The 18,404-nt window shown below is 64.1% G+C and carries 16 protein-coding genes and 2 pseudogenes; 8 read left to right on the top strand and 10 right to left on the bottom strand.

The genetic code is table 11. From position 1 onward, the window contains the following. Nucleotides 1-111: 111 nt before the first annotated feature. On the bottom strand, nt 112-1,659 hold the full coding sequence (locus WC739_RS03440; RefSeq protein WP_372951617.1) for a DHA2 family efflux MFS transporter permease subunit: 1,548 nt from the start codon (nt 1,657-1,659) through the stop codon (nt 112-114). Beyond that, nucleotides 1,656-2,936 (bottom strand): HlyD family secretion protein, encoded by a 1,281-nt coding sequence (locus WC739_RS03435; RefSeq protein WP_372951616.1) that lies wholly within the window; start codon nt 2,934-2,936, stop codon nt 1,656-1,658. Before WC739_RS03435 ends, WC739_RS03440 begins: the two co-directional genes overlap by 4 nt. Before the next feature lie 331 nt (nt 2,937-3,267). Here WC739_RS03435 and WC739_RS03430 point away from each other — a divergent pair, with 331 nt between their 5' ends. Both WC739_RS03430 and yihA read left to right on the top strand, forming a co-directional pair. Next, nucleotides 3,268-3,588: a hypothetical protein gene (locus WC739_RS03430; protein ID WP_372951615.1), complete on the top strand. Its 321-nt coding sequence runs from the start codon at nt 3,268-3,270 to the stop codon at nt 3,586-3,588. Between the two features lie 242 nt (nt 3,589-3,830). After that, a pseudogene (gene yihA, locus WC739_RS03425) lies at nt 3,831-4,412 on the top strand (ribosome biogenesis GTP-binding protein YihA/YsxC). 40 nt (nt 4,413-4,452) lie between these two features. On the opposite strand, the gene WC739_RS03420 reads toward yihA, so the two are convergent. Continuing rightward, nucleotides 4,453-5,661: an FAD-dependent monooxygenase gene (locus WC739_RS03420; protein ID WP_372951614.1), complete on the bottom strand. Its 1,209-nt coding sequence runs from the start codon at nt 5,659-5,661 to the stop codon at nt 4,453-4,455. A 127-nt stretch (nt 5,662-5,788) separates the two neighbouring features. On the opposite strand from WC739_RS03420, the gene WC739_RS03415 reads away from it, so the two are divergent. Next, complete coding sequence (locus WC739_RS03415) at nt 5,789-6,373, top strand: TetR/AcrR family transcriptional regulator (RefSeq protein WP_372951613.1); 585 nt, start codon at nt 5,789-5,791, stop codon at nt 6,371-6,373. 63 nt (nt 6,374-6,436) lie between these two features. Here the strand turns inward: WC739_RS03415 and WC739_RS03410 are convergent, their stop codons facing one another. Further along, on the bottom strand, nt 6,437-7,153 hold the full coding sequence (locus tag WC739_RS03410; protein WP_372951612.1) for a TetR/AcrR family transcriptional regulator: 717 nt from the start codon (nt 7,151-7,153) through the stop codon (nt 6,437-6,439). 132 nt (nt 7,154-7,285) lie between these two features. Here WC739_RS03410 and WC739_RS03405 point away from each other — a divergent pair, with 132 nt between their 5' ends. Next, nucleotides 7,286-8,473: an HlyD family secretion protein gene (locus WC739_RS03405; protein WP_372951611.1), complete on the top strand. Its 1,188-nt coding sequence runs from the start codon at nt 7,286-7,288 to the stop codon at nt 8,471-8,473. 22 nt (nt 8,474-8,495) lie between these two features. Beyond that, nucleotides 8,496-10,091 (top strand): DHA2 family efflux MFS transporter permease subunit, encoded by a 1,596-nt coding sequence (locus WC739_RS03400; RefSeq protein ID WP_372951610.1) that lies wholly within the window; start codon nt 8,496-8,498, stop codon nt 10,089-10,091. A gap of 278 nt (nt 10,092-10,369) precedes the next feature. On the opposite strand, the gene msrB is transcribed toward WC739_RS03400, so the two are convergent. From msrB to WC739_RS03380, 4 genes are all read right to left on the bottom strand, one after another. After that, on the bottom strand, nt 10,370-10,873 hold the full coding sequence (gene msrB / locus WC739_RS03395; protein WP_372951609.1) for a peptide-methionine (R)-S-oxide reductase MsrB: 504 nt from the start codon (nt 10,871-10,873) through the stop codon (nt 10,370-10,372). A 209-nt stretch (nt 10,874-11,082) separates the two neighbouring features. After that, nucleotides 11,083-11,640: a fasciclin domain-containing protein gene (locus tag WC739_RS03390; protein ID WP_372951608.1), complete on the bottom strand. Its 558-nt coding sequence runs from the start codon at nt 11,638-11,640 to the stop codon at nt 11,083-11,085. Nucleotides 11,641-11,856: 216 nt separating this feature from the next. Next, nucleotides 11,857-12,579, bottom strand: a complete 723-nt coding sequence (locus tag WC739_RS03385) for an anti-sigma factor domain-containing protein (RefSeq protein ID WP_372951648.1) — start codon at nt 12,577-12,579, stop codon at nt 11,857-11,859. After that, a complete protein-coding gene (locus WC739_RS03380) occupies nt 12,576-13,115 on the bottom strand; it encodes a sigma-70 family RNA polymerase sigma factor (protein WP_372951647.1) in 540 nt (179 codons plus the stop codon). The genes WC739_RS03385 and WC739_RS03380 overlap by 4 nt, the downstream gene beginning before the upstream one ends. 142 nt (nt 13,116-13,257) lie before the next feature. Here WC739_RS03380 and WC739_RS03375 point away from each other — a divergent pair, with 142 nt between their 5' ends. Together WC739_RS03375 and argB are read left to right on the top strand one after the other, a co-directional pair. After that, nucleotides 13,258-14,754, top strand: coding sequence for an amidase (locus WC739_RS03375; RefSeq protein WP_372951607.1), 1,497 nt, complete (start codon nt 13,258-13,260; stop codon nt 14,752-14,754). A 178-nt stretch (nt 14,755-14,932) separates the two neighbouring features. Next, nucleotides 14,933-15,826 (top strand): acetylglutamate kinase, encoded by an 894-nt coding sequence (argB, locus tag WC739_RS03370; RefSeq protein WP_372951606.1) that lies wholly within the window; start codon nt 14,933-14,935, stop codon nt 15,824-15,826. A gap of 136 nt (nt 15,827-15,962) precedes the next feature. On the opposite strand, the gene bchE is transcribed toward argB, so the two are convergent. Together bchE and WC739_RS03360 are read right to left on the bottom strand one after the other, a co-directional pair. Then, nucleotides 15,963-17,555, bottom strand: a complete 1,593-nt coding sequence (gene bchE / locus WC739_RS03365) for a magnesium-protoporphyrin IX monomethyl ester anaerobic oxidative cyclase (protein WP_372951605.1) — start codon at nt 17,553-17,555, stop codon at nt 15,963-15,965. A 110-nt stretch (nt 17,556-17,665) separates the two neighbouring features. Continuing rightward, nucleotides 17,666-18,142 carry an Lrp/AsnC family transcriptional regulator gene (locus WC739_RS03360; RefSeq protein ID WP_372951604.1) on the bottom strand — a complete coding sequence of 159 codons (477 nt, stop codon included), beginning with the start codon at nt 18,140-18,142 and terminating at the stop codon, nt 17,666-17,668. Between the two features lie 134 nt (nt 18,143-18,276). Between WC739_RS03360 and WC739_RS03355 the strand changes: the two are divergent. Then, nucleotides 18,277-18,404 (top strand): annotated as a pseudogene (locus WC739_RS03355) (phenylalanine 4-monooxygenase); the annotation flags it as partial.

Here is an 18,404-nt window from a genome sequence, read left to right as displayed (position 1 = left end):
CGTTCTTGCGAAGTCGTATCGGCGAAGCCCGGGGTCCTGTCGTCCTTCACAGGGCCCCGGTTTCTTTTTGGCCGCCGCCGGCTGGTCTCCCGCGACAGGCGCCGCCCTTGGTCACTCCATGACTGCGCTGTGGTCTATCTGGGCCGGGGTCGCGGGCTTGCGCAGCAGCAGAACCAGCGGAATGGCGGCGAGCGACAGGATCATCATCAGCTTGAAGTCGTCTATATAGCTGATGATCGTCGCCTGCAGCGTGACCACGCCGTCGAGCGCCGCGCGGCCCGCCGCGCTGTATGGGTTCATCGCCGCGAAGATCGCGGGGTTGCCGAACGCCGGGTTGTACGGTGTCACATAGGTGGCGATGTTGGCGTGGTTGATCTGCACGTTCTGCGTCAACAGCGCGGTGACGACCGATATGCCGACGCTGGAGCCGATGTTGCGCGACAGATTGTACAGTCCGGTTCCTTCCGCGCGCCTCTCCGGCGCCAGCGTGGCGAAGGTGATGGTGGTCAGCGGCACGAACAGGAAGCCCAGCCCCGCACCCTGGATGAAGCCCGTGCTGACGATCGTCCATTGCGACACGTCGGGCGTCCAGCCGGTCATGTCGTACATCGCCCAGGCGGTGACCAGCAGGCCGGTCAGCAGCAGCCACCGCGTGTCGACCTTGCCGATGAGCTTGCCGACCAGGAACATGCACGCCATGGTGCCGAGGCCACGCGGTCCCATGACGATGCCGGCCGTCACCACCGGATATCCCATCAGCGTCTGCAAATAGGGCGTCATCAGGGCCAGGGAGGCCAGGTAGGTGATGCCGATGATGAAGATGAAGACCATGCCGATCGCGAAGTTCCTGTCCAGGAACAGCCTCGGATTGACGAAGCTGTTGCGGGCCGTGAAGGTATGGACGAGGAAGATGTAGAAGGCCGACGCGCAGATCAGCGCCTCGACGATGATCTCGGACGATGAGAACCAGTTGAGCTGTTCACCGCGATCGAGGAACATCTGCAACGCGGCGATTGAGACGCTGAGCGTGCCGAACCCCAGCCAGTCCAGCCTCGCCTTCATGTCCGTCTTCGTCTCCTGGACGAACATCCACACGCCCGTGAACGCCATCGCGCCGATCGGTACGTTGATGTAGAACACCCAGCGCCAGCTGACATTCTCCGTCAGCCAGCCGCCGATGACGGGTCCGAGCACCGGACCGACCATGACGGAAACGCCAAACAGCGCCATCGCCGAGCCGCGCTCCTCGACGCTGTAGATGTCGAGCAGGATGCTCTGCGCCAGCGGCACCAGCGCCGCGCCGAACAGGCCCTGCAGCAGCCGGAAGCCGACGATCTGCGGCAGCGACTGGGCGAAGCCGCAAAGCACCGACGCGCCGACGAAGCCGGTGATCGACGTCAGCAGGATGCGCTTGCGGCCGAAGCGGTTGGCAAGGTAGCCCGATGGCGGCGTCATGACGGCCGCCGCGACGATGTAGGAAGTGAGCACCCAGTTGATCTGGTCGGCGCTCGCCGAAACGCTGCCCTGGATATAGGGAAGCGCCACATTGGCGATCGTCGTGTCCAGGGCCTGCATGATGACGGCCAGGATCACGCATGCGGTGATGGCGCCGCGGTTGGCGACCGCGGGCGTGGCGCCTGCAGCGGCCGCGGCGGTCATGATCTGCGTCCGAACAGATTGGTTATGAAGTCCGGCAGGCCGCGCGCATGGCCGGTGTCGATGCCGACGACCACGCTCATGCCGCCGCGCAGCGGCGGCTTGCCCTGCAGATCATCGACCGTCACGCGCATGGGAATGCGCTGCACGACCTTGACCCAGTTGCCTGTGGTGTTCTGCGCCGGCAGCAGCGAGAAGCTCGACGACGAGGCGGGGCTGATCGAGGCCACCGTGCCGTGCCAGACAGCGCCCGGATAGGTGTCGACGCTGATGGTCGCCGTCTGCCCGGGCCGAACATAGGTCAGTTCGGTTTCCTTCGGCTCGGCCGCGATCCAGAGATCGGTGGCCGAAACCAGGCTGAATGCGGGCTGTGAAGCCGGCAGGTACTTGCCGACCTGCAGCGCGTCGACATTGGTGACGATGCCGTCGAACGGCGCCTTGACGACGGAATCGGCGAGATTGCGCTGGGCGTCGTCCAGGGCCGACTGGGCCTGCAGGTAGAAGGGGTTTTTCTCGATCGGCTGGTTGGCGTCGCCGCCAAGCTGGGCAAGCGTCGCCTCTGCCTGCGACCTGGCGACCGTAACCTTCTGCCGTGCGGCGACCAGATCGTGCTGGGCGCTGTCGAAGCTCGCCTTGGAAGCCGTCGAGGTCTTGAGCAGATCCTGCTGACGCTGGAAGGCTGCCTCGTAATAGGGAATGTCGGCCTGCGCCTGCGCGATCAGCGCCAGCGACTGCTGGTAGCTCGCCTGCAAGGTCAGCACCTGGTTGCGGACTGTTCCCAGTTGGGCCTGTGCGGCGGCAAGGGCGGTTTCGAAAGAGGCCGGCCTCAACCGGAACAGCACATCGCCCTTCTTGACCGTCTGGTTATCGCGCACGTCGATCTCGAACACGGTGCCCGAGACATCGGTGGCGACGCCGAGCGACCGGGCCTGGATATAGGCATTGTCGGTGGTCATCACCTGGCCGCCGACCACGTAGTAATAGCCGCCGACGACCAGCGCGATCGGCAGCAGCGCAAACAGGATCGGACGTGTCAGGCTACGCCTGGGCTTGACGGGAGCCGCGGACGCCACGGCAACCGGATCTTGCCGCGGTTGCGTCGGCGGAGCCTCGAGTGCCGCCGGCTCCAGGGCCACCGGAGTTTCCAGCTCGTCATTATCGATGACGGTGCTGGCTCGCCTCTGCTCGCGTTCGCTGTCCAGCCGGATGACCTGGTCGCTCGGCCGGTCCGCAGCGGATCCATCCTTGACCGGTTTCTTGGGTGAGGTCGTTTCAGCCATGGACTTTCTCCCCGTCGACGGGCTTGAGCCAAGCCTCGAGCGGAATGGGTGTGATCAGGATTGGCGGCGGACGCCGCCGGGTTCCGGACGAGCGCCGGGGGTGCTCGGATAGCTCGCGAGGCAGGCGCGCGGCATCCTGCGGCACGGTGCCGATGTTGGGCGAGGAGGACATATCAGGGGATCGGTGCGGCTGACAACTTTTCGTGAGCATGCTTATTATCATCATGCACATAATCCCGCTGGACGGTATGTGCAAGATGGATTAGGCCGCCTGGAGCAAGCGTCGCATCCGGGTGGCGCAACAGGCGAGCCGGCTCGGCGAGGTGGCAGGATGACGATGAAATGGCTCAGGATCGCGATCGTGGCTGTCGTGGCGGGCTGTGCGTTTCCGGCCGCCGCCAGAAAGGCCGTCAGCTGCGGCGGGGCCGCAATGCTGGGAGGCGCGCAATTGAACTGCAGCCATGTCGACCCCGGCGCGCCGCCCCAGTTCTGCGGCTTCAGCTGGGCTCTGCACCTGTCGACCGGCGACCAGAAAGTCGTCGAGGGCAGTTTCCTGCTGCCGCCCGGGGCCACCAATGTCCAGGTCTACCAGGGCAGTGGTTTCGATCGCGCCATGTCCGATCCGATCGTGATTTGCCGCGGCACGAAGTGAACATCGCGAAGACGCGGGGCTCGCTCATCGGGTGATTGGTGCTATAGGGCGGATCACGCTATCTTGAACATCGCTTGTCCACAGCGCTTGCGCCCGCTGTCATTTCAACGGATTTCGCCATGGGCCGACCCGGCCCGGCGAACGCCCCTTCTGGAGCCAGCAGCTTGAACGCTCTGAACAGCACCGTCATCACCACCGACCTGTTTACGCGGGGATGGATCTTCATCCGCGGCGTGCCGGCCATGAAGTTCCTGCCGCCGGAAGGGCCGCCGGAAATCGCCTTTGCCGGCCGCTCCAACGTCGGCAAGTCATCCCTGATCAACGCGCTTGTCAACCAGAAGGGCTTGGCGCGCACGTCCAACACGCCTGGGCGCACGCAGGAGCTCAATTATTTCGTGCCGGACGGGTTTACCGGCGAGGGCGCCGACCTGCCGCCCTTGGCGCTGGTCGACATGCCGGGCTAAGGCTACGCCACCGCGCCGAAGGAGAAGGTCGACGAATGGACCAAGCTGGTCTTCGACTACCTCAAGGGCCGCGTCACGCTCAAGCGCGTCTATGTGCTGATCGACGCCCGTCACGGCATCAAGGCCAAGGACGATGAAGTCCTGTCGCTGCTCGACAAGGCGGCGGTGTCCTACCAGATCGTGCTGACCAAGACCGACAAGATCAAGGCCGCCGGCGTGCCGGGTCTGATCGAGGAGACGCTGGCGAAGATCAAGAAGCGGCCGGCGGCATTTCCCTTCGTCCTGGCGACCTCGTCGGAAAAGGCCGAGGGCCTGGAGGACTTGCAGGCAGCGATCGTGCTTGCCGCCAATGGCGGCTGACCCGGCGCGGTGCCTCGCCCCGACGCGGCCAAGGCTCCGATCAGCCATAGTCGGGCAGGGCAAGCGCGCCATGGGCCTGACGCGAACTGTCTTTCCGGAGGCCCGTGCTTCCTGCCTCGGCCGCCATTTTTCGAATGGCCTCGTTGCGGGCGTCGATATCTTCCTGAGTGTCCGGGATCATGATCTTCTTGCCTTCATCGACCAACGCCTGGTTCATCTCGACGAAGGGCCGGGCCAGCTTTGCATAGGCCTCGAAAGCGGAGCCGTGGTCGGACTTGGTCGCGATCTCGCCGGCCAGCACATAGGCGCCGACAAGCGCCATGCTCGACCCTTGACCCGACATGAAGGAGGTGGCGTGCGCGGCGTCTCCCGCGAGCACGACGCGCCCCTTCGACCAGGCCGGCATGTGAATCTGGCTCACCGAATCGAAAAACAGATCCCCCGCCTTGCGCATCGCCTCCACCATCCGGGGTACGATCCAGCCGTCGACCCCCTTGAACATATCTGCGGTCAGTTCGCGCCTGCCAGCGTCGGTGAGGCTCTTTCGCAACGGCGAGGCCGGGTATTTGAAGACAAGGAACGCGAAGGCCGGGCCGCCATCGTTGGTCGCGTAGATCACCGCATTTCGTCCCGGAAGCGTGTAGACCAGGGCGCCGCGATCGAGACCGAAGGTGTTTGGCATCGTGAATCCGGCAAAGCAGTAGCCGATGTAACGCTCGAACTGGGACTCGTGGCCGAAGACCAGGGAGCGTGTGTTCGAATGCAGGCCATCGGCGCCGATGACGATGTCGTAGGTCACTGCGCCCCCGCCGGCAAACGTCACGTCGACGCCGCGGTCATGCTCCCGCAGGGTGGCGATGGAGTCGTTGAATCTGTAGGTCGTCGCGTCCTTCGTCTCGTCATACAGGATCGTGGCGATGTCGCCCCGGCGGATCTCGATATCCTTGCCTCTGACGCCTTCGGTGATGGCTTCCGGGTCGATCTTCGCCAGCACCGTGCCGCGCGCGTCGACGAAGCCGATGCTCTTTGAATCGACATGCGCCGCCCGCATGCGGGAATAGAGCCCCATCCGCTCCACCACTTCGACCGCCGTGCCCCGGACATCGATCGGATAGCCGCCGCCGCGCAAGGACGACGACTTTTCCACGACCGTCGCGTTGATCCCATACCGCGTAAGCCAGAAGGCGAGCGCTGGCCCCGTAATGCTGGCGCCGGAGATCAAAACGTTCCTGACAGAATTCTCACGCATCGTCCGAATTCCTTGCTTGCGACGGCGCGGCATATTGCTTCCGGGCCAGATAAGATGCAGAAAGCGATCTTATTGCTGTTTGACACGGTCGTCAATTAGACTCACACGTGCATCTTATGGGGGTTGGATGGAAAAGAGGAGTCGGCGGCGCGGTGAAGCTCTTCATGCGGCCATCCTTGACGCCGCGTGGACGGAACTGCTGGAGGGTGGTTATTCCGACTTTACCGTGGAAGCCGTGGCGAAGCGTGCCGGAACAAGTCGCCCTGTTTTGGCCCGCCGCTGGCCAAGGCGAGCCGATCTGGCTGTCGCCGCGCTGGTCCACTACAACAAAACTAATCCGATCGAGTTTCCCGAGCTTGGAAGCGTGCGCGAAGAGTTGATCTTCGCCCTGCAAAAACTCTCGGAACGGGGCACGAGGACCGTGATGAAGGTCGTGCTCACGATGAACGATTATTTCATTGAGACCAATTCGAACATGGCCGATCTCCGCGCCGTTCTGGTCGGCGAGAACAAGTTCGAAGAGGTGCTGCGGCGCGGCGTCGCAAGAGGAGAGTTGGACGAGGGCAGATTGACTTCGCGCATATCGTCCTTGCCGCTCGACCTTCTACGCCACGAGGTGCTGATGACGCGCAAGCCCATCTCAAACGAGCTGATTGTCGAGATCGTCGATACGATCTTCTTGCCGCTGGCTTCCGCCAGGGACGCGCATTGACGCGGGGCGCGCCGCACTGGTCACGGCGCCATGTGCGGCATGGTCACCGATACTGCCTTACACCTACGCCTCCAGCGCGATCGTCTGGCTGGCCTCTTCCTCGGCAAGCTTTTCCGTCCCGTAGAACTTCAGGAACATGCCGACGCCGGACCTGACGATCTGGTCGATCTCTTCCTGGTTCGGAGCCTTGGTGCGGTAAGCGAAGATGCATTGCCGGAAAAGCCCGGCAAGGCACAGTTCTGTGAACTGATAGGCGGCAAGATCGACATCGTCGATCTGTAGCAGGCCGCGTTCGATGGCGGCATTGAGGAACGCCACGACCTTGTCGTGGCCACGCTTGGGGCCGCGCTCGTAAAAACGCGCGCCCATATCGGGGATCCTGTCGGAGGCGCCGATCACCGTGCGCTGCGCCTGGATGACCTTGGCCGAGGTGATCTTGAGCGACAGCACCTTTCCGAATTTAACCAGCGTCTGGCGAAGGTCGTCGGCGCGGTCGAGCATGTCGTACATGTTCTTGAAGATGGTGCCGCGCTCTTCCTCGATCAGCGCCTCGAACAGCTCTTCCTTGTTGGCGAAATAGACATAGATCGTGCCTTTGGACACGCCCGCCTCACGCGTGATGTCGTTCATCGAGGCGGCTTCGAACCCCTTGTCGATGAAGACGCGACGGGCGCCGTCGATGATCTGGCCGCGCTTGACCGGGTCCTGCCCCGCCGCAGGACGGCCGCGACGCAGGACGTCGCACGGATCGTTGTCAGCATTGGGTAAGGTTTCAGCCATAGAGTGACACCTCGGAAATAATTCGAACCAACCGGTTCGATTGCACTTGATATGGTCCTCTTTACGCGCTATGTCAACGGCCGGATCGAACCGAACGGTTCAGTATTATAGTATTTTCCTAGAGAAGATGTCATGGCCTCGAACGCGCCCACCTCCGCCGAAGTCCGCCCCTTTCCCAACGCCAAGGTCGCGCCGGCTACGGAAGCACCGGAAATTCCCGCGCAGCCGGTGGTCGCCCCGCCCCCGGCGGCTGAAACCCCTGTCAAGAAAAAGCGCTCCGTGCGGTCCTTCCTGCTGCCGATCATCGGGCTCGCCTTGCTGGGCGGCGGCGCGTGGTACGGTTACGACTACTGGACCACGGGCCGGTTCATGATCTCGACCGACGACGCCTATGTCCAGGCCGACATGGCATTCGTCTCGCCCAAGATTTCCGGCTATGTCGATCAGGTTAAGGTGACCGAGAACCAGCAGGTCAAGGCAGGCGATCCGCTGCTGACGATCGACGATGGCGACTACAAGATAGCCGTTGCCCAGGCCGAGGCGCAGATTGCCACGCTGGGCAAGACTCTCGACCGCATCGACGCGCAGACCAAGGCCGCGCGGGCTTCGCTGCAGCAGGCACAGGCGCAGAAGGTCGCCGACCAGGCGGCCGCCGATAATGCCGGCCGCGCCCAGCAGCGCGCCGCGCAGCTCGTCAAGTCGCGTGTCGGCACGCAGGCGCAACTGGACGATGCGCAGACCGCGCTCGACCAGGCCAATGCCGCCCTGGTCGGCGCCGACGCCCAGATCGCCGCCGCGCAGGCCAACATCGGCGTGCTCGAGGCGCAGCGCGCCGAGTCCGCCAGCACGCTCGCCTCGCTTCGGCTCGGCCGCGACAAGGCCGCGCGCGACCTGTCCTTCACCGTGCTCAAGGCGCCCTATGACGGCGTCGTGGGCAACCGTTCCGTCGAGCAGGGCGACCTGGTCAGTCCCGGCCAGAAACTCGCCGTCGTCGTGCCCCTGGACAAGCTCTACATCGTCGCCAATTTCAAGGAGACGCAGCTTGCCAGGCTGGTGCCGGGCGAGAAGGTCAAGGTCTCGGTGGACGCGATCAATAGCCAGGATTTCCAGGGGACCGTCTCCTCGCTGGCTCCGGCTTCCGGCGCGGTCTTCTCGCTTCTGCCACCTGAAAACGCCACCGGCAATTTCACCAAGGTGGTGCAGCGTGTCCCTGTCCGCATCGACGTGCCGGCCGAAATTCTGAAGAGCGGCAAGCTGCGCGCCGGCCTGAGCGTCGTTGTCGACGTCGACAGCCGGACGGCGCCCGCGGCGTCGAACTGAGCGGTCGACGGGGAACGATGCCATGGCGACCGCAACCCTGACAGCGGGATCACCGCCGGCCAGCCCGGCGGTGCCGGACACAATCTCGACCCGGCGCATCATTGCCTTCCTGGCGATGGTGTTCGGCATGTTCATGGCGATCCTCGACATCCAGATCGTCTCGGCCTCGCTGTCCGAGATCCAGGCGGGCTTGAGTGCCAGCTCGGACGAAATCCCATGGGTGCAGACCGCCTATCTGATCGCCGAGGTGGTGATGATCCCGTTGTCGGGTTTCCTCAGCCGGATGCTGTCGACCCGGGTGCTGTTCACGATCGCGGCGGCGGGCTTCACCGCGGCAAGCGCCTTGGCCGCCACCGCCACCAACATCGACCAGATGATCGTTTACCGCGCCGTCCAGGGCTTCATCGGCGGCGGCATGATCCCGAGCGTGTTCGCCGCTGCCTTCACCATTTTCCCGCCCTCGCGGCGCGCCATCGTCTCGCCGATGATCGGCCTTGTCGCGACGCTGGCGCCCACCATCGGCCCGACCGTCGGCGGCTATATTAGCCACGCCTTTTCATGGCACTGGCTGTTCCTGGTCAATGTCGTGCCCGGCATCCTGGTGGCGACCGCCGCCTGGTCGCTGATCGATTTCGACAAGCCCAACCTCAAGCTGTTCAACAAGTTCGACTGGTGGGGCCTCGCCGGCATGGCCGCCTTCCTGGGGTGCATGGAGTATGTGCTGGAGGAAGGCCCCAACAATGACTGGCTGCAGGATCAAGGGGTGTTCATCTGCGCCATCGTCATGACCATCGGCGCGGTGATCTTCTTCTGGCGCGTGTTCACCGCCGAGGAACCGATCGTCGATCTCAGGGCCTTCAGCAACATCAACTTCGCCTTCGGCTCACTGTTCTCCTTCGTCATCGGCATCGGCCTCTACGGGCTCACCTATCTCTATCCGGTCTTCCTCGGGCGCATCCGCGGCTACGATTCGATGATGATCGGCGAGGCGCTGTTCGTCAGCGGCCTGGCCATGTTCGTCACCGCGCCGATCTCGGGCATCCTGTCCAGCAAGATGGACCTGCGGCTGATGATGATGATCGGCTTTTTCGGTTTCGCCACCGGGACATGGTGGATGACGCATCTGACCGCCGACTGGGATTTCCACGAGCTGCTCATCCCGCAGATCCTGCGCGGCTGTTCGATGATGCTGTGCATGGTGCCGATCAACAACATCGCGCTCGGCACCTTGCCGCCCGACCGGCTGAAGAACGCGTCAGGCCTGTTCAACCTTACCCGCAATCTCGGCGGCGCCGTCGGCCTTGCCCTCATCAACACCGTGTTGATCGACCGCAATGCCTTCCACTATGCGAGGCTCTCCGAGCATGTGCAGTGGGGAAGTGCGGCCGCGCAGACCAAGCTCCAGAACATGACCCTCACCTTCCAGCAGACCACCGGCCTCGATGCTGCGAGCGCCGCGATCTACAAACTGTCGGGCATGGTGCAGCAGCAGGCGGCGCTGCTATCCTTCATGGACGTGTTCTATCTGCTGACAGTGCTGTTCGCGACGCTTGGCCTGTTCACCATGCTGATCAAGAAACCGGCCGCGCCGGGCGGTGGCGGAGGCGGCGGGCATTGAATCTGTTTGCGGGGAAAAGCGCGTAGGGATTTCCCCTGGGAAATAGGCCAACACAACAGATACCAACCGTGGGAAGCCAGTTTCGGGAAGCTCCTCCAGTCCATGACCGAACGGCTGACCACGCAAAAACTCCGGGCCGCAAGCCCGGAGTTTTTTCATTAGAGCAATTCCAGGAAAAGTGTGAAACGGTTTTCCGTCCGGAATTACGTCAAAACAAAGAGTTAGAGCGGTTTGCCGTTTCCGTGAAAAGGTGAACTGCCCTAAGAGTGGAGGCTTTGTCAGGCCGCGGCGGGCTTGAAGCTCAGCGCCACGCCGTTGATGCAATGGCGCAGGCCGGTCGGTGCCGGGCCGTCGTCGAAGACATGGCCGAGATGGCCGCCGCAGCGGCGGCAATGCACCTCGGTGCGGGTCATGCCGAGCGACCTGTCCTCGGTCTTGCCGATGCCGCCGGCGATCTCCTGCCAGAAGCTCGGCCAGCCGGTACCGGAGTCGAACTTCGTCTCCGATGAGTAGACCGGCAGGTCGCAGCCGGCGCAGGCGAAGACACCCTTGCGGTGTTCGTTGAGCAGCGGGCTGGTGCCGGGATATTCCGTGCCTTCCTTGCGCAGAACGTTGAAAGCAGCCGGCGTCAGGATGGCCTTCCACTCGTCGTCGGTCTTGGTGACCTCGAATTTTTCTGCGGCAAGCGCTGGCTGCGGGCCGCCCATGCGCAGAATTGTTGCGGCCGCCCCAACCACGCCGATGGCGGCGGCACCGCTCAAAAGAAAGTCGCGACGGTTCATGCCAATTCCTCCTGTCGTCTCTTTTGCCAGACTATACCGCCACGCGACAATCAAAAGCCGGTGACGGACGCTCTCGAACGAACTCCGCGCCGCTCCACGGTTGACCGTGGGGCGGCACGGAGCACGCGTGTCGATTGCGGATCACGGGAGCGAGACGACGCGATCGACCGAGAGCTCTTGCCGCAGGTTCGTCCGCGGCAAGCCCTTTGTTACATCTTCGGCAGCAGAACCTTGTCGATGACGTGGATGACGCCGTTCGACTGCTCGACATCGGCGATCGTCACATTGGCGACGTTGCCGTTCTCGTCGGTCACTGTGACCTTGCCGCCTTCGGCCTTGAGCGACAGCTCGCAGCCGCCGACCGTCTTCACCTTGTGGGTGCCGCCGTCAGCCTTGACCATCGACGCGACATCAGCCGCCATCGCCTTGGCGCCGATGACATGGCAGGTCAGGATCTTGACGAGCTTGTCCTTGTTCTCGGGCTTGAGCAGCGTGTCGACCGTGCCGGCCGGCAGTGCGGCGAAGGCCTCGTTGGTCGGCGCGAACACGGTGAACGGCCCGGCGCCCTGCAGCGTCTCGACCAGGCCGGCTGCCTTGACGGCGGCGACCAGCGTCGTGTGGTCCTTCGAATTGACGGCGTTCTCGACGATGTTCTTGTTGGCATACATGGCGGCGCCGCCGACCATCGGATTCTCTGCATAGGCAGCGGTGGCAAACGCGGAAACGGCGATAGTACCGGCGAGCAAAAGGGTGGCGAATCTACGCATGATGTAAAACTCCTCGGGTTTTCTCTTCCCATTTTTGGGGACGCGAGGAGATACGGAACACAAATGCGTGAGTTTCAGACTATCGGTGATTTTTCTTGTTTTATTTGTTCTGGCCACAGAATCCACCGCGCGATGGTTTGCCGGCGCACGGGCGCATATTAGCCCAGATGGCCCAGGATAGACTTGAAGCGTCGAGTCTTTATGTTCGGGTGCTGGTCAGATGCTCTTCAGATCGCCAGAGGCGACGAGAGGTCCTGTCGGATTCCCGGTCGGGGATCCGCCGGCCGGCTCGAGCGTGACGGCGAGCACCGCGCCCTGCGCGAGTTTCTGCTGGGCCGCCGGCGAGACGACGATATGCGCCGTCGACCCGATCGGAATGACGCCCATGGAGACGGGCGGGTTCTTGCCCTCGATCATCCACAGTTCGAAATCCTTGCCGGAAGCGCGCTCGCCGGACACGTGGGACAGGCCGACCTCGTGATGCGCGGCATCATAGACCGCGAGATATTTGACATCGCTGCCATCGGCGGCCAGCGAGGCGACAAGGCGGGCCTCCGGCTGCTCGACCACCGGGTTGAGATAGGGCAGGGCGATGTAGATCGCCAGCGCGGCGACCGCGGCTGCAGCCAGCCCACGCCAGAAGGCGAGACTGGACCACAGCCCGCCTGGCGATTGCGCGGAAGCTGCCGCTCCGGACGCGAACAGACGGCGATCGATCGCCGGCTTCACGGACGCGGGCGGCTCGATTTCGGGATAGGCGGCGGCGAGGGGCGAGAGGTTCACCTCCCAACCGTCGACGAGACGCGCGAAAGCTGTTTCGGAATCGATGCGCCGGGAGGCGATCTGACGCTCGTCCGCCGGCAGGACGCCAAGAACATATTCGGCGGCGAGCACGTCGTCGCCTCCATGTTCCGGTCCACTGTCTTGCGCGAAGGTCATCTTTCCAGGCATTCTCTGAGTTTCATCAGGCTGCGGCGCAGCCAGGTACGCATCGTGTTCAGCGGCACGCCATGGCGCTCCGCCAATTCGGCATAGCTTTCGCCCTTGAGATAGGCGCCCCGGACGGCCGCCGCCCGATCCTGTTCCAGTTCATCCAGGCAACGATGGATCCGTTCGGCTTCGCCGCCCGCCACCACCATTGCTTCCGGTCCCGGCGCCGGATCGGCCACATCGAGCGCCGCGTCGATATCGACGGCCGGTTTGCGGCGCGCCCTGATGCGATCGATCGCGTGGTTTCGCGCGATCGCCACCAGCCAGGAAATCGGGCTCAGCTCCGAAACGGCAAAACGGTCCGCCTTCGTCCATATCTTGACGAAGACTTCCTGCAGGGCTTCTTCCGCATCTCCGCGGTCATTCAATACACGAAGGCAGACGCCGAAAAGTTTCGCGCTGGTCTGGCGGTAGAGCAGATCGAACGCGGCCCGGTCCTTCATCGAAGTCCGGACGATCAGCTTGGTGATGTCCTGCGGCGTCATGTGAGGCAAATTAGGGTATTGCAATGTATTTGCAACGACCGAAATGGCCTTGTGCACGGCTAAGCTTCGTCAGCCGTGCCGTCGCTCGATTGCCAAGCAAGCCGCTGCTGGCTAGCCTTGCCCACAGCTAGGGGAGCGCCGCATGTCGGTCGAACATACTCTGTGGGCGCACGACGCCACCGGCCTTGCCGATCTGGTGCGCAAGGGCGAACTCTCCCCGCTCGAACTGACCGACGCCGGCATCGCCCGCGCCGAAGCGACGCGGCCGGAGATCAACGCAACTGCGGAGCCGCTCTATGAGGCGGCACGGGCACGGGCGCGAACCGTGGATCGTTCCTTGCCGCTGGCCGGCGTTCCCTTCGCCATCAAGGACCTCGGCATCGCCATCAAGGGCGTGCCGACGCATGGCGGCAGCCGCGTGCCGGCATGGCTGGCCGATGTCGATTCGGTGTTGACCGAGCGCTATCTTGCCGCCGGGCTCGTTCCCATCGTCACCTCGACGTCGCCGGAATACGGCCTGCGGCTGATGACCGAGTCCAAGGCCTTCGGCATCACCCGCAATCCATGGGACACCGGCCACACCAGCGGCGGCTCGTCGGGTGGCGCGGCAGCGCTGGTGGCTGCCGGCGTGGTGCCGGTGGCGCATGCCTCGGATGGCGGCGGTTCGATCCGGGTGCCGTCAGCCTGCACCGGCCTGGTCGGGCTCAAGACCTCGCGCGGCCGCGTCCCTCTGACGCCATTGGTCAGCGAAAGCTGGTACGGCATGGTGGTCGACCACGCCGTCACCCGCTCGGTGCGCGACAGCGCGCTGCTGCTCGACCTGACCCACGGTGCCGACTCCTTGTCGCCCTATGCCGCGCATGAGCCGAAGGGCACGTTCGCCGCCGGCGCCGCGCGCGATCCCGGCAAGCTCCGGCTGGCCGTCTACCGCAAGTCGCCGCTCGGCCTGCCGATTTCGGCCGAGACGCTGGCTGCGCTGGACACGGCCGTGGCGCTTGCCCGTGAAGGCGGCCATACGGTCGAGGACATCGACCTGCCCTTCATCGGGCGCGATTTCTTCGCCGACTTTGCCAGGAGCGTCGCCTCGGCCGTCGCCGGCACGATGCGGGCGGAGGCGCTGCGGGTCGGACGCCCGGTGATCGGCGACATCGAGCGGGCGACGCGCGTGCTCGCCCGCTTCGGCGAACTCACCTCGGCCGGCGAGACCTATACCGGGCTGCAGCGGCTGCACGCCACGTCGCGGCGCCTGATCGCCGAAACCAGCCAGTATGACGCCGTGCTGATGCCTATCATCGCCCACCCGCCGCTGGCCTGCGGCGCCATGGATCCGAAAGGCGCCGATGATCTGATCGAGACCCTGCTCGACAAGCTCCATTTGACGCCCCTGCTGAAACTGAAGCCCGTGTTCGACCAGCTGATGGACAAGAGCCTGTTCTTTACCCATTGGCCGGCGATCCAGAATGTCAGCGGCCAGCCGTCGATCGCGCTGCCGGTGTATGTCACCGATTCCGGCCTGCCCCTCGGCATCCAGGCGGCAGGCCGTCCGGGCGACGAGGAGACGCTGCTGTCGCTTGCCGCGCAGATGGAGAAGATTTCCGGTTGGCTCGACCGCAGGGCGCCGCTGATGGTGCCGTCATGATGACGCGGTCGTGAACCCTCACGGATGGCGGGAAACCCGAATATGACAGCAATGCCATTTGCGGGCCGTCTCAATTCCCGCTAAGACGCCGCCGTCTTTACCGGATGCAAGTCGCCCAAGAATGCCCAGCCGTTCTGGGACAAGCACATGCATGAAACAAACAGCAGGGAGCCGCCCGATGACGGAGATAACCGCCACCGCCGAAATGCAGGCCGCCCTGCTGTCGCGGGCTCTGCCCTACATGCAGCGCTACGAGCACAAGACGGTCGTGGTGAAATACGGCGGCCACGCCATGGGCAATATCGAGCTTGGCAAGGCGTTCGCCCGCGACATCGCGCTGTTGAAGCAATCCGGCGTCAACCCGATCGTCGTCCATGGGGGCGGCCCGCAGATCGGTGCCATGCTGGCCAAGATGGGCATCGAGTCCAAGTTCGAAGGCGGGCTGCGCGTCACCGACCAGAAGACGGTCGAGATCGTCGAGATGGTGCTGGCCGGCTCGATCAACAAGGAGATCGTGGCGCTGATCAATGCCGAGGGCGAATGGGCCATCGGCCTGTGCGGCAAGGACGGCAACATGGTCTTCGCCGAAAAGGCGCGCAAGACCCTGATCGACCCGGATTCCAACATCGAGCGGGTGCTCGATCTCGGCTTCGTCGGCGAGCCGGTCGAAGTCGACCGCACCTTGCTCGACCTCCTGGCGCGCTCGGAGATGATCCCGGTGCTGGCGCCGGTCGCACCCGGCCGCGACGGCCACACCTACAACATCAACGCCGACACCTTCGCTGGCGCCATCGCCGGCGCCTGCCAGGCGACGCGCCTTCTGTTCCTCACCGACGTGCCCGGCGTGCTCGACAAGGACAAGAAGCTGATCGACGAATTGACGGTGGCCGAGGCCCGGGCGCTGATCAGGGACGGCACCGTTTCGGGCGGCATGATCCCCAAGGTCGAGACCTGCATCGAGGCGATCGAGCGCGGCGTCGAAGGCGTCGTCATCCTCAACGGCAAGACGCCGCACGCGGTGCTGCTCGAACTGTTCACCGAACACGGCGCCGGCACGCTGATCGTGCCCTGAGCCGTGCCGAGGGCGGACTGCAGCCCGAGCTTAAGCAGCCATCGCCCGCGGCAGGTTGCGCATGCGCGTAAACTTGACAGGAATAGTGGGACCTGGCCCCGTCTCACCATCGCATGCCCTGAATCCATTTGAAGGTTCAGCTTGGTCCTGACCGGCAAGATCCATTCGAACGGTCGCGCGACCCCGCCAACGACACACCTGGCCACACCGGTGCCGCCGGCTTTCTTACCGGGCGTCGAAAGGCCATCGATTCCTCTTCCGCGTCCTGCGGCGCGCCCCAGAATTCGGCGAGCGTCGGGCCGTCCTTCACCCTGATGTCGCGCACCAGAAATCCCCAGACCTCGCGGAACCAGACGCGGCGGCCCATCTGCGTGTACCAGCGCATGGAATGCCGCTGCTCGGGATCGGGATGGAACAGGATGCGCGCCAGCGCTTTCGGCCGCGACTGCACAGCCAGTTCGATGAGCTTGACGCTGAAGAACAGCATCCACGGCTTCAGCCGCGTCATGTGCAGTACCTGGTGCTTGTAGTCCCACAGCCGCGCGTCCTGCTGGATCACCCTGCGGTCGCGGGCGATCCTGAAGAACGGCGTCCAGCGATGCGGCGTCACGTAAAGCGCCTGGATCTGGTCGGGGTCATAGGCGATGAGCTGGCGAAAGCCCCGCCAGAGATCGCGAAAGCCTTCATCCTCGAAGCCGGCCACCCAGGTCGCCATCGACAGGATGCCGTGTTGGCGCAGCAGCCGGATCGCCTCGCGGTCGGATGAGGTGCTGCCGCCCTTGCGGATCAGTTGCAGCGTCCGCTCGTCGGTGTTTTCCATGCCGAGCAGCCAGCGGATCACACCAGCCTTGCGGTAGAGATGGAGGATGTCGGCATCGCGCACGATGTCGTCGGCACGGGTCGAGCCGACGATCAGCACCGGCACGTTCTCGGCGATCAGGGCGTCAAGAAAGGCGCGCCACGCCTTCTTCGAAACCGTCGGATTTTCATCGGCGAGGTTGACGAGCTCGACGCCGTGCTCGCGGTGCAGCCAGGCAATCTCGCGCGCGAATTCCACCGGATTGCGATGCCTCCAGCGGTTCCAGAAACCCCGCTGGCCGCAATAGTTGCACAGATGCGGACAGCCGCGCGAAAACTGCATGACCACGGCACGCTTGCCGCCCCAATAGCTGTAGCGGCCGTGATCGATCAGTTCCCAGCCGACGCGGTAGGCGTCGAGATCGGCAATCGTCATGGCCGCCTGCGTGGCGAAGGGGCGGCGCAATTCGTCGCGAAAGGCGATGCCGGCCACGCTCGCCGGCGGTTGGTGCATCTCCAGCGCCTCGACCAGCGCCACGACGGTCGCCTCGCCCTCGCCGCGCACGATGAAGTCGAAGACATCAGTCTCGGCCAGGACGTCGCGCCAATGATAGGTCGGAAAGACGCCGCCATAGATGATGATCGTTGAAGGTTCGCGCTGCTTGATCATCCCGGCGATCAGCAAGGCGGTCGGGTGAGCCGAGGTCGAGCCGGAATGGCCGATCAGCACGAAATCGGGAAGCCCCTCCAGCGCGTCGCGCACGACGCTGTCGAGCGACATCGGCCCGAACTCGGCATCGACCAGCCGCACCTCATGACCGGCGTCGATCAGCGGCCCGCCGATCGCCAGCAGGCCGAGCGGCGGCAGATGGTCGTCCGGCACGCGGCTGCCGATGGCGGTATGCGGCGGATTGATCAGGACGATTTTCATGACGGACCCTTCAATGATGGTCCGCTTGGCCTAGTCGGCCATTCAGACGCGGAATGGGGCCCGGTTCAGCAGTTTCCGTGCAGCTATCCCGCAGATGTCGGCAAAATCTCTCATCGCCTGAGATGCCCAAGCGGCACATGGCCGGGCCCTTTGATGTTCTGCAGCACCAGCTGGGTGTGGACGTCGCGCACGCCGTCGAGCCGCATCAGCCGATGCATGACGAAGGCATTCAGCTCGTCGACCGAAGGCACCATGACATGCAGCAGGAAATCGTGGTCGCCGGTCATCGTCCAGCACGCCGAAACCTCGTCCATGCGCTGGACGGCGGCAATGAAGCTTTCGGGCGAGCCGTCGCTGTGACTGACAAGGCGCACCTGGATGAACACCTCGACCATCAGGCCGACCGCGCGGCGGCTGATCACGGCGGCGAAGCCCTTGATGATGCCAGCCTCCTGCAGCGCCTCGAAGCGCCGCGCGCAGGGTGTCGTCGACAGGCCGATCTCCTGCGCGAGCTCGGACACGGGCTTGCGGCCATCGCGTTGCAGCGCATCGAGCATCTTGATCTCGAAATCGTCGAATCGAGGCATTTCCACTCCGTTGGTATGGAATCTTAGTGAACACTACCTCGAATGGGATGTATGGGCCATCAACAAAACCGTTTTGCCTCGGCAAACCCGCTTACATTCGCCACGTCAGCCATCGATCTGCGAGGAGGAAACCCATGACGACGATGAGCGTTGCCGACCATGCCCGCGACTGCGCGGCGCAGGGCTTGCGTGGCGACTATTCGGTCTGCCGCTCCGACTTCACCGTGGCGCAGGGGTATGATTACAGCGCGGAGGAGCAGGC

The organism is Mesorhizobium sp. (genome assembly GCF_041661565.1).
In the GTDB taxonomy this organism is placed as follows: Bacteria; Pseudomonadota; Alphaproteobacteria; order Rhizobiales; family Rhizobiaceae; genus Mesorhizobium.
This window is presented reverse-complemented; position numbering and strand designations above follow the sequence as displayed.

Excerpts from the sequence above, each read along its gene's own strand:
- WC739_RS03440 (WP_372951617.1), bottom strand. The coding sequence starts at position 1,659 with ATGACCGCCGCGGCCGCTGCAGGCGCCACGCCCGCGGTCGCCAACCGC.
- WC739_RS03435 (WP_372951616.1), bottom strand. The coding sequence starts at position 2,936 with ATGGCTGAAACGACCTCACCCAAGAAACCGGTCAAGGATGGATCCGCT.
- WC739_RS03430 (WP_372951615.1), top strand. The coding sequence starts at position 3,268 with ATGACGATGAAATGGCTCAGGATCGCGATCGTGGCTGTCGTGGCGGGC.
- WC739_RS03420 (WP_372951614.1), bottom strand. The coding sequence starts at position 5,661 with ATGCGTGAGAATTCTGTCAGGAACGTTTTGATCTCCGGCGCCAGCATT.
- WC739_RS03415 (WP_372951613.1), top strand. The coding sequence starts at position 5,789 with ATGGAAAAGAGGAGTCGGCGGCGCGGTGAAGCTCTTCATGCGGCCATC.
- WC739_RS03410 (WP_372951612.1), bottom strand. The coding sequence starts at position 7,153 with ATGGCTGAAACCTTACCCAATGCTGACAACGATCCGTGCGACGTCCTG.
- WC739_RS03405 (WP_372951611.1), top strand. The coding sequence starts at position 7,286 with ATGGCCTCGAACGCGCCCACCTCCGCCGAAGTCCGCCCCTTTCCCAAC.
- WC739_RS03400 (WP_372951610.1), top strand. The coding sequence starts at position 8,496 with ATGGCGACCGCAACCCTGACAGCGGGATCACCGCCGGCCAGCCCGGCG.
- msrB (WP_372951609.1), bottom strand. The coding sequence starts at position 10,873 with ATGAACCGTCGCGACTTTCTTTTGAGCGGTGCCGCCGCCATCGGCGTG.
- WC739_RS03390 (WP_372951608.1), bottom strand. The coding sequence starts at position 11,640 with ATGCGTAGATTCGCCACCCTTTTGCTCGCCGGTACTATCGCCGTTTCC.
- WC739_RS03385 (WP_372951648.1), bottom strand. The coding sequence starts at position 12,579 with ATGACCTTCGCGCAAGACAGTGGACCGGAACATGGAGGCGACGACGTG.
- WC739_RS03380 (WP_372951647.1), bottom strand. The coding sequence starts at position 13,115 with ATGACGCCGCAGGACATCACCAAGCTGATCGTCCGGACTTCGATGAAG.
- WC739_RS03375 (WP_372951607.1), top strand. The coding sequence starts at position 13,258 with ATGTCGGTCGAACATACTCTGTGGGCGCACGACGCCACCGGCCTTGCC.
- argB (WP_372951606.1), top strand. The coding sequence starts at position 14,933 with ATGACGGAGATAACCGCCACCGCCGAAATGCAGGCCGCCCTGCTGTCG.
- bchE (WP_372951605.1), bottom strand. The coding sequence starts at position 17,555 with ATGAAAATCGTCCTGATCAATCCGCCGCATACCGCCATCGGCAGCCGC.
- WC739_RS03360 (WP_372951604.1), bottom strand. The coding sequence starts at position 18,142 with ATGCCTCGATTCGACGATTTCGAGATCAAGATGCTCGATGCGCTGCAA.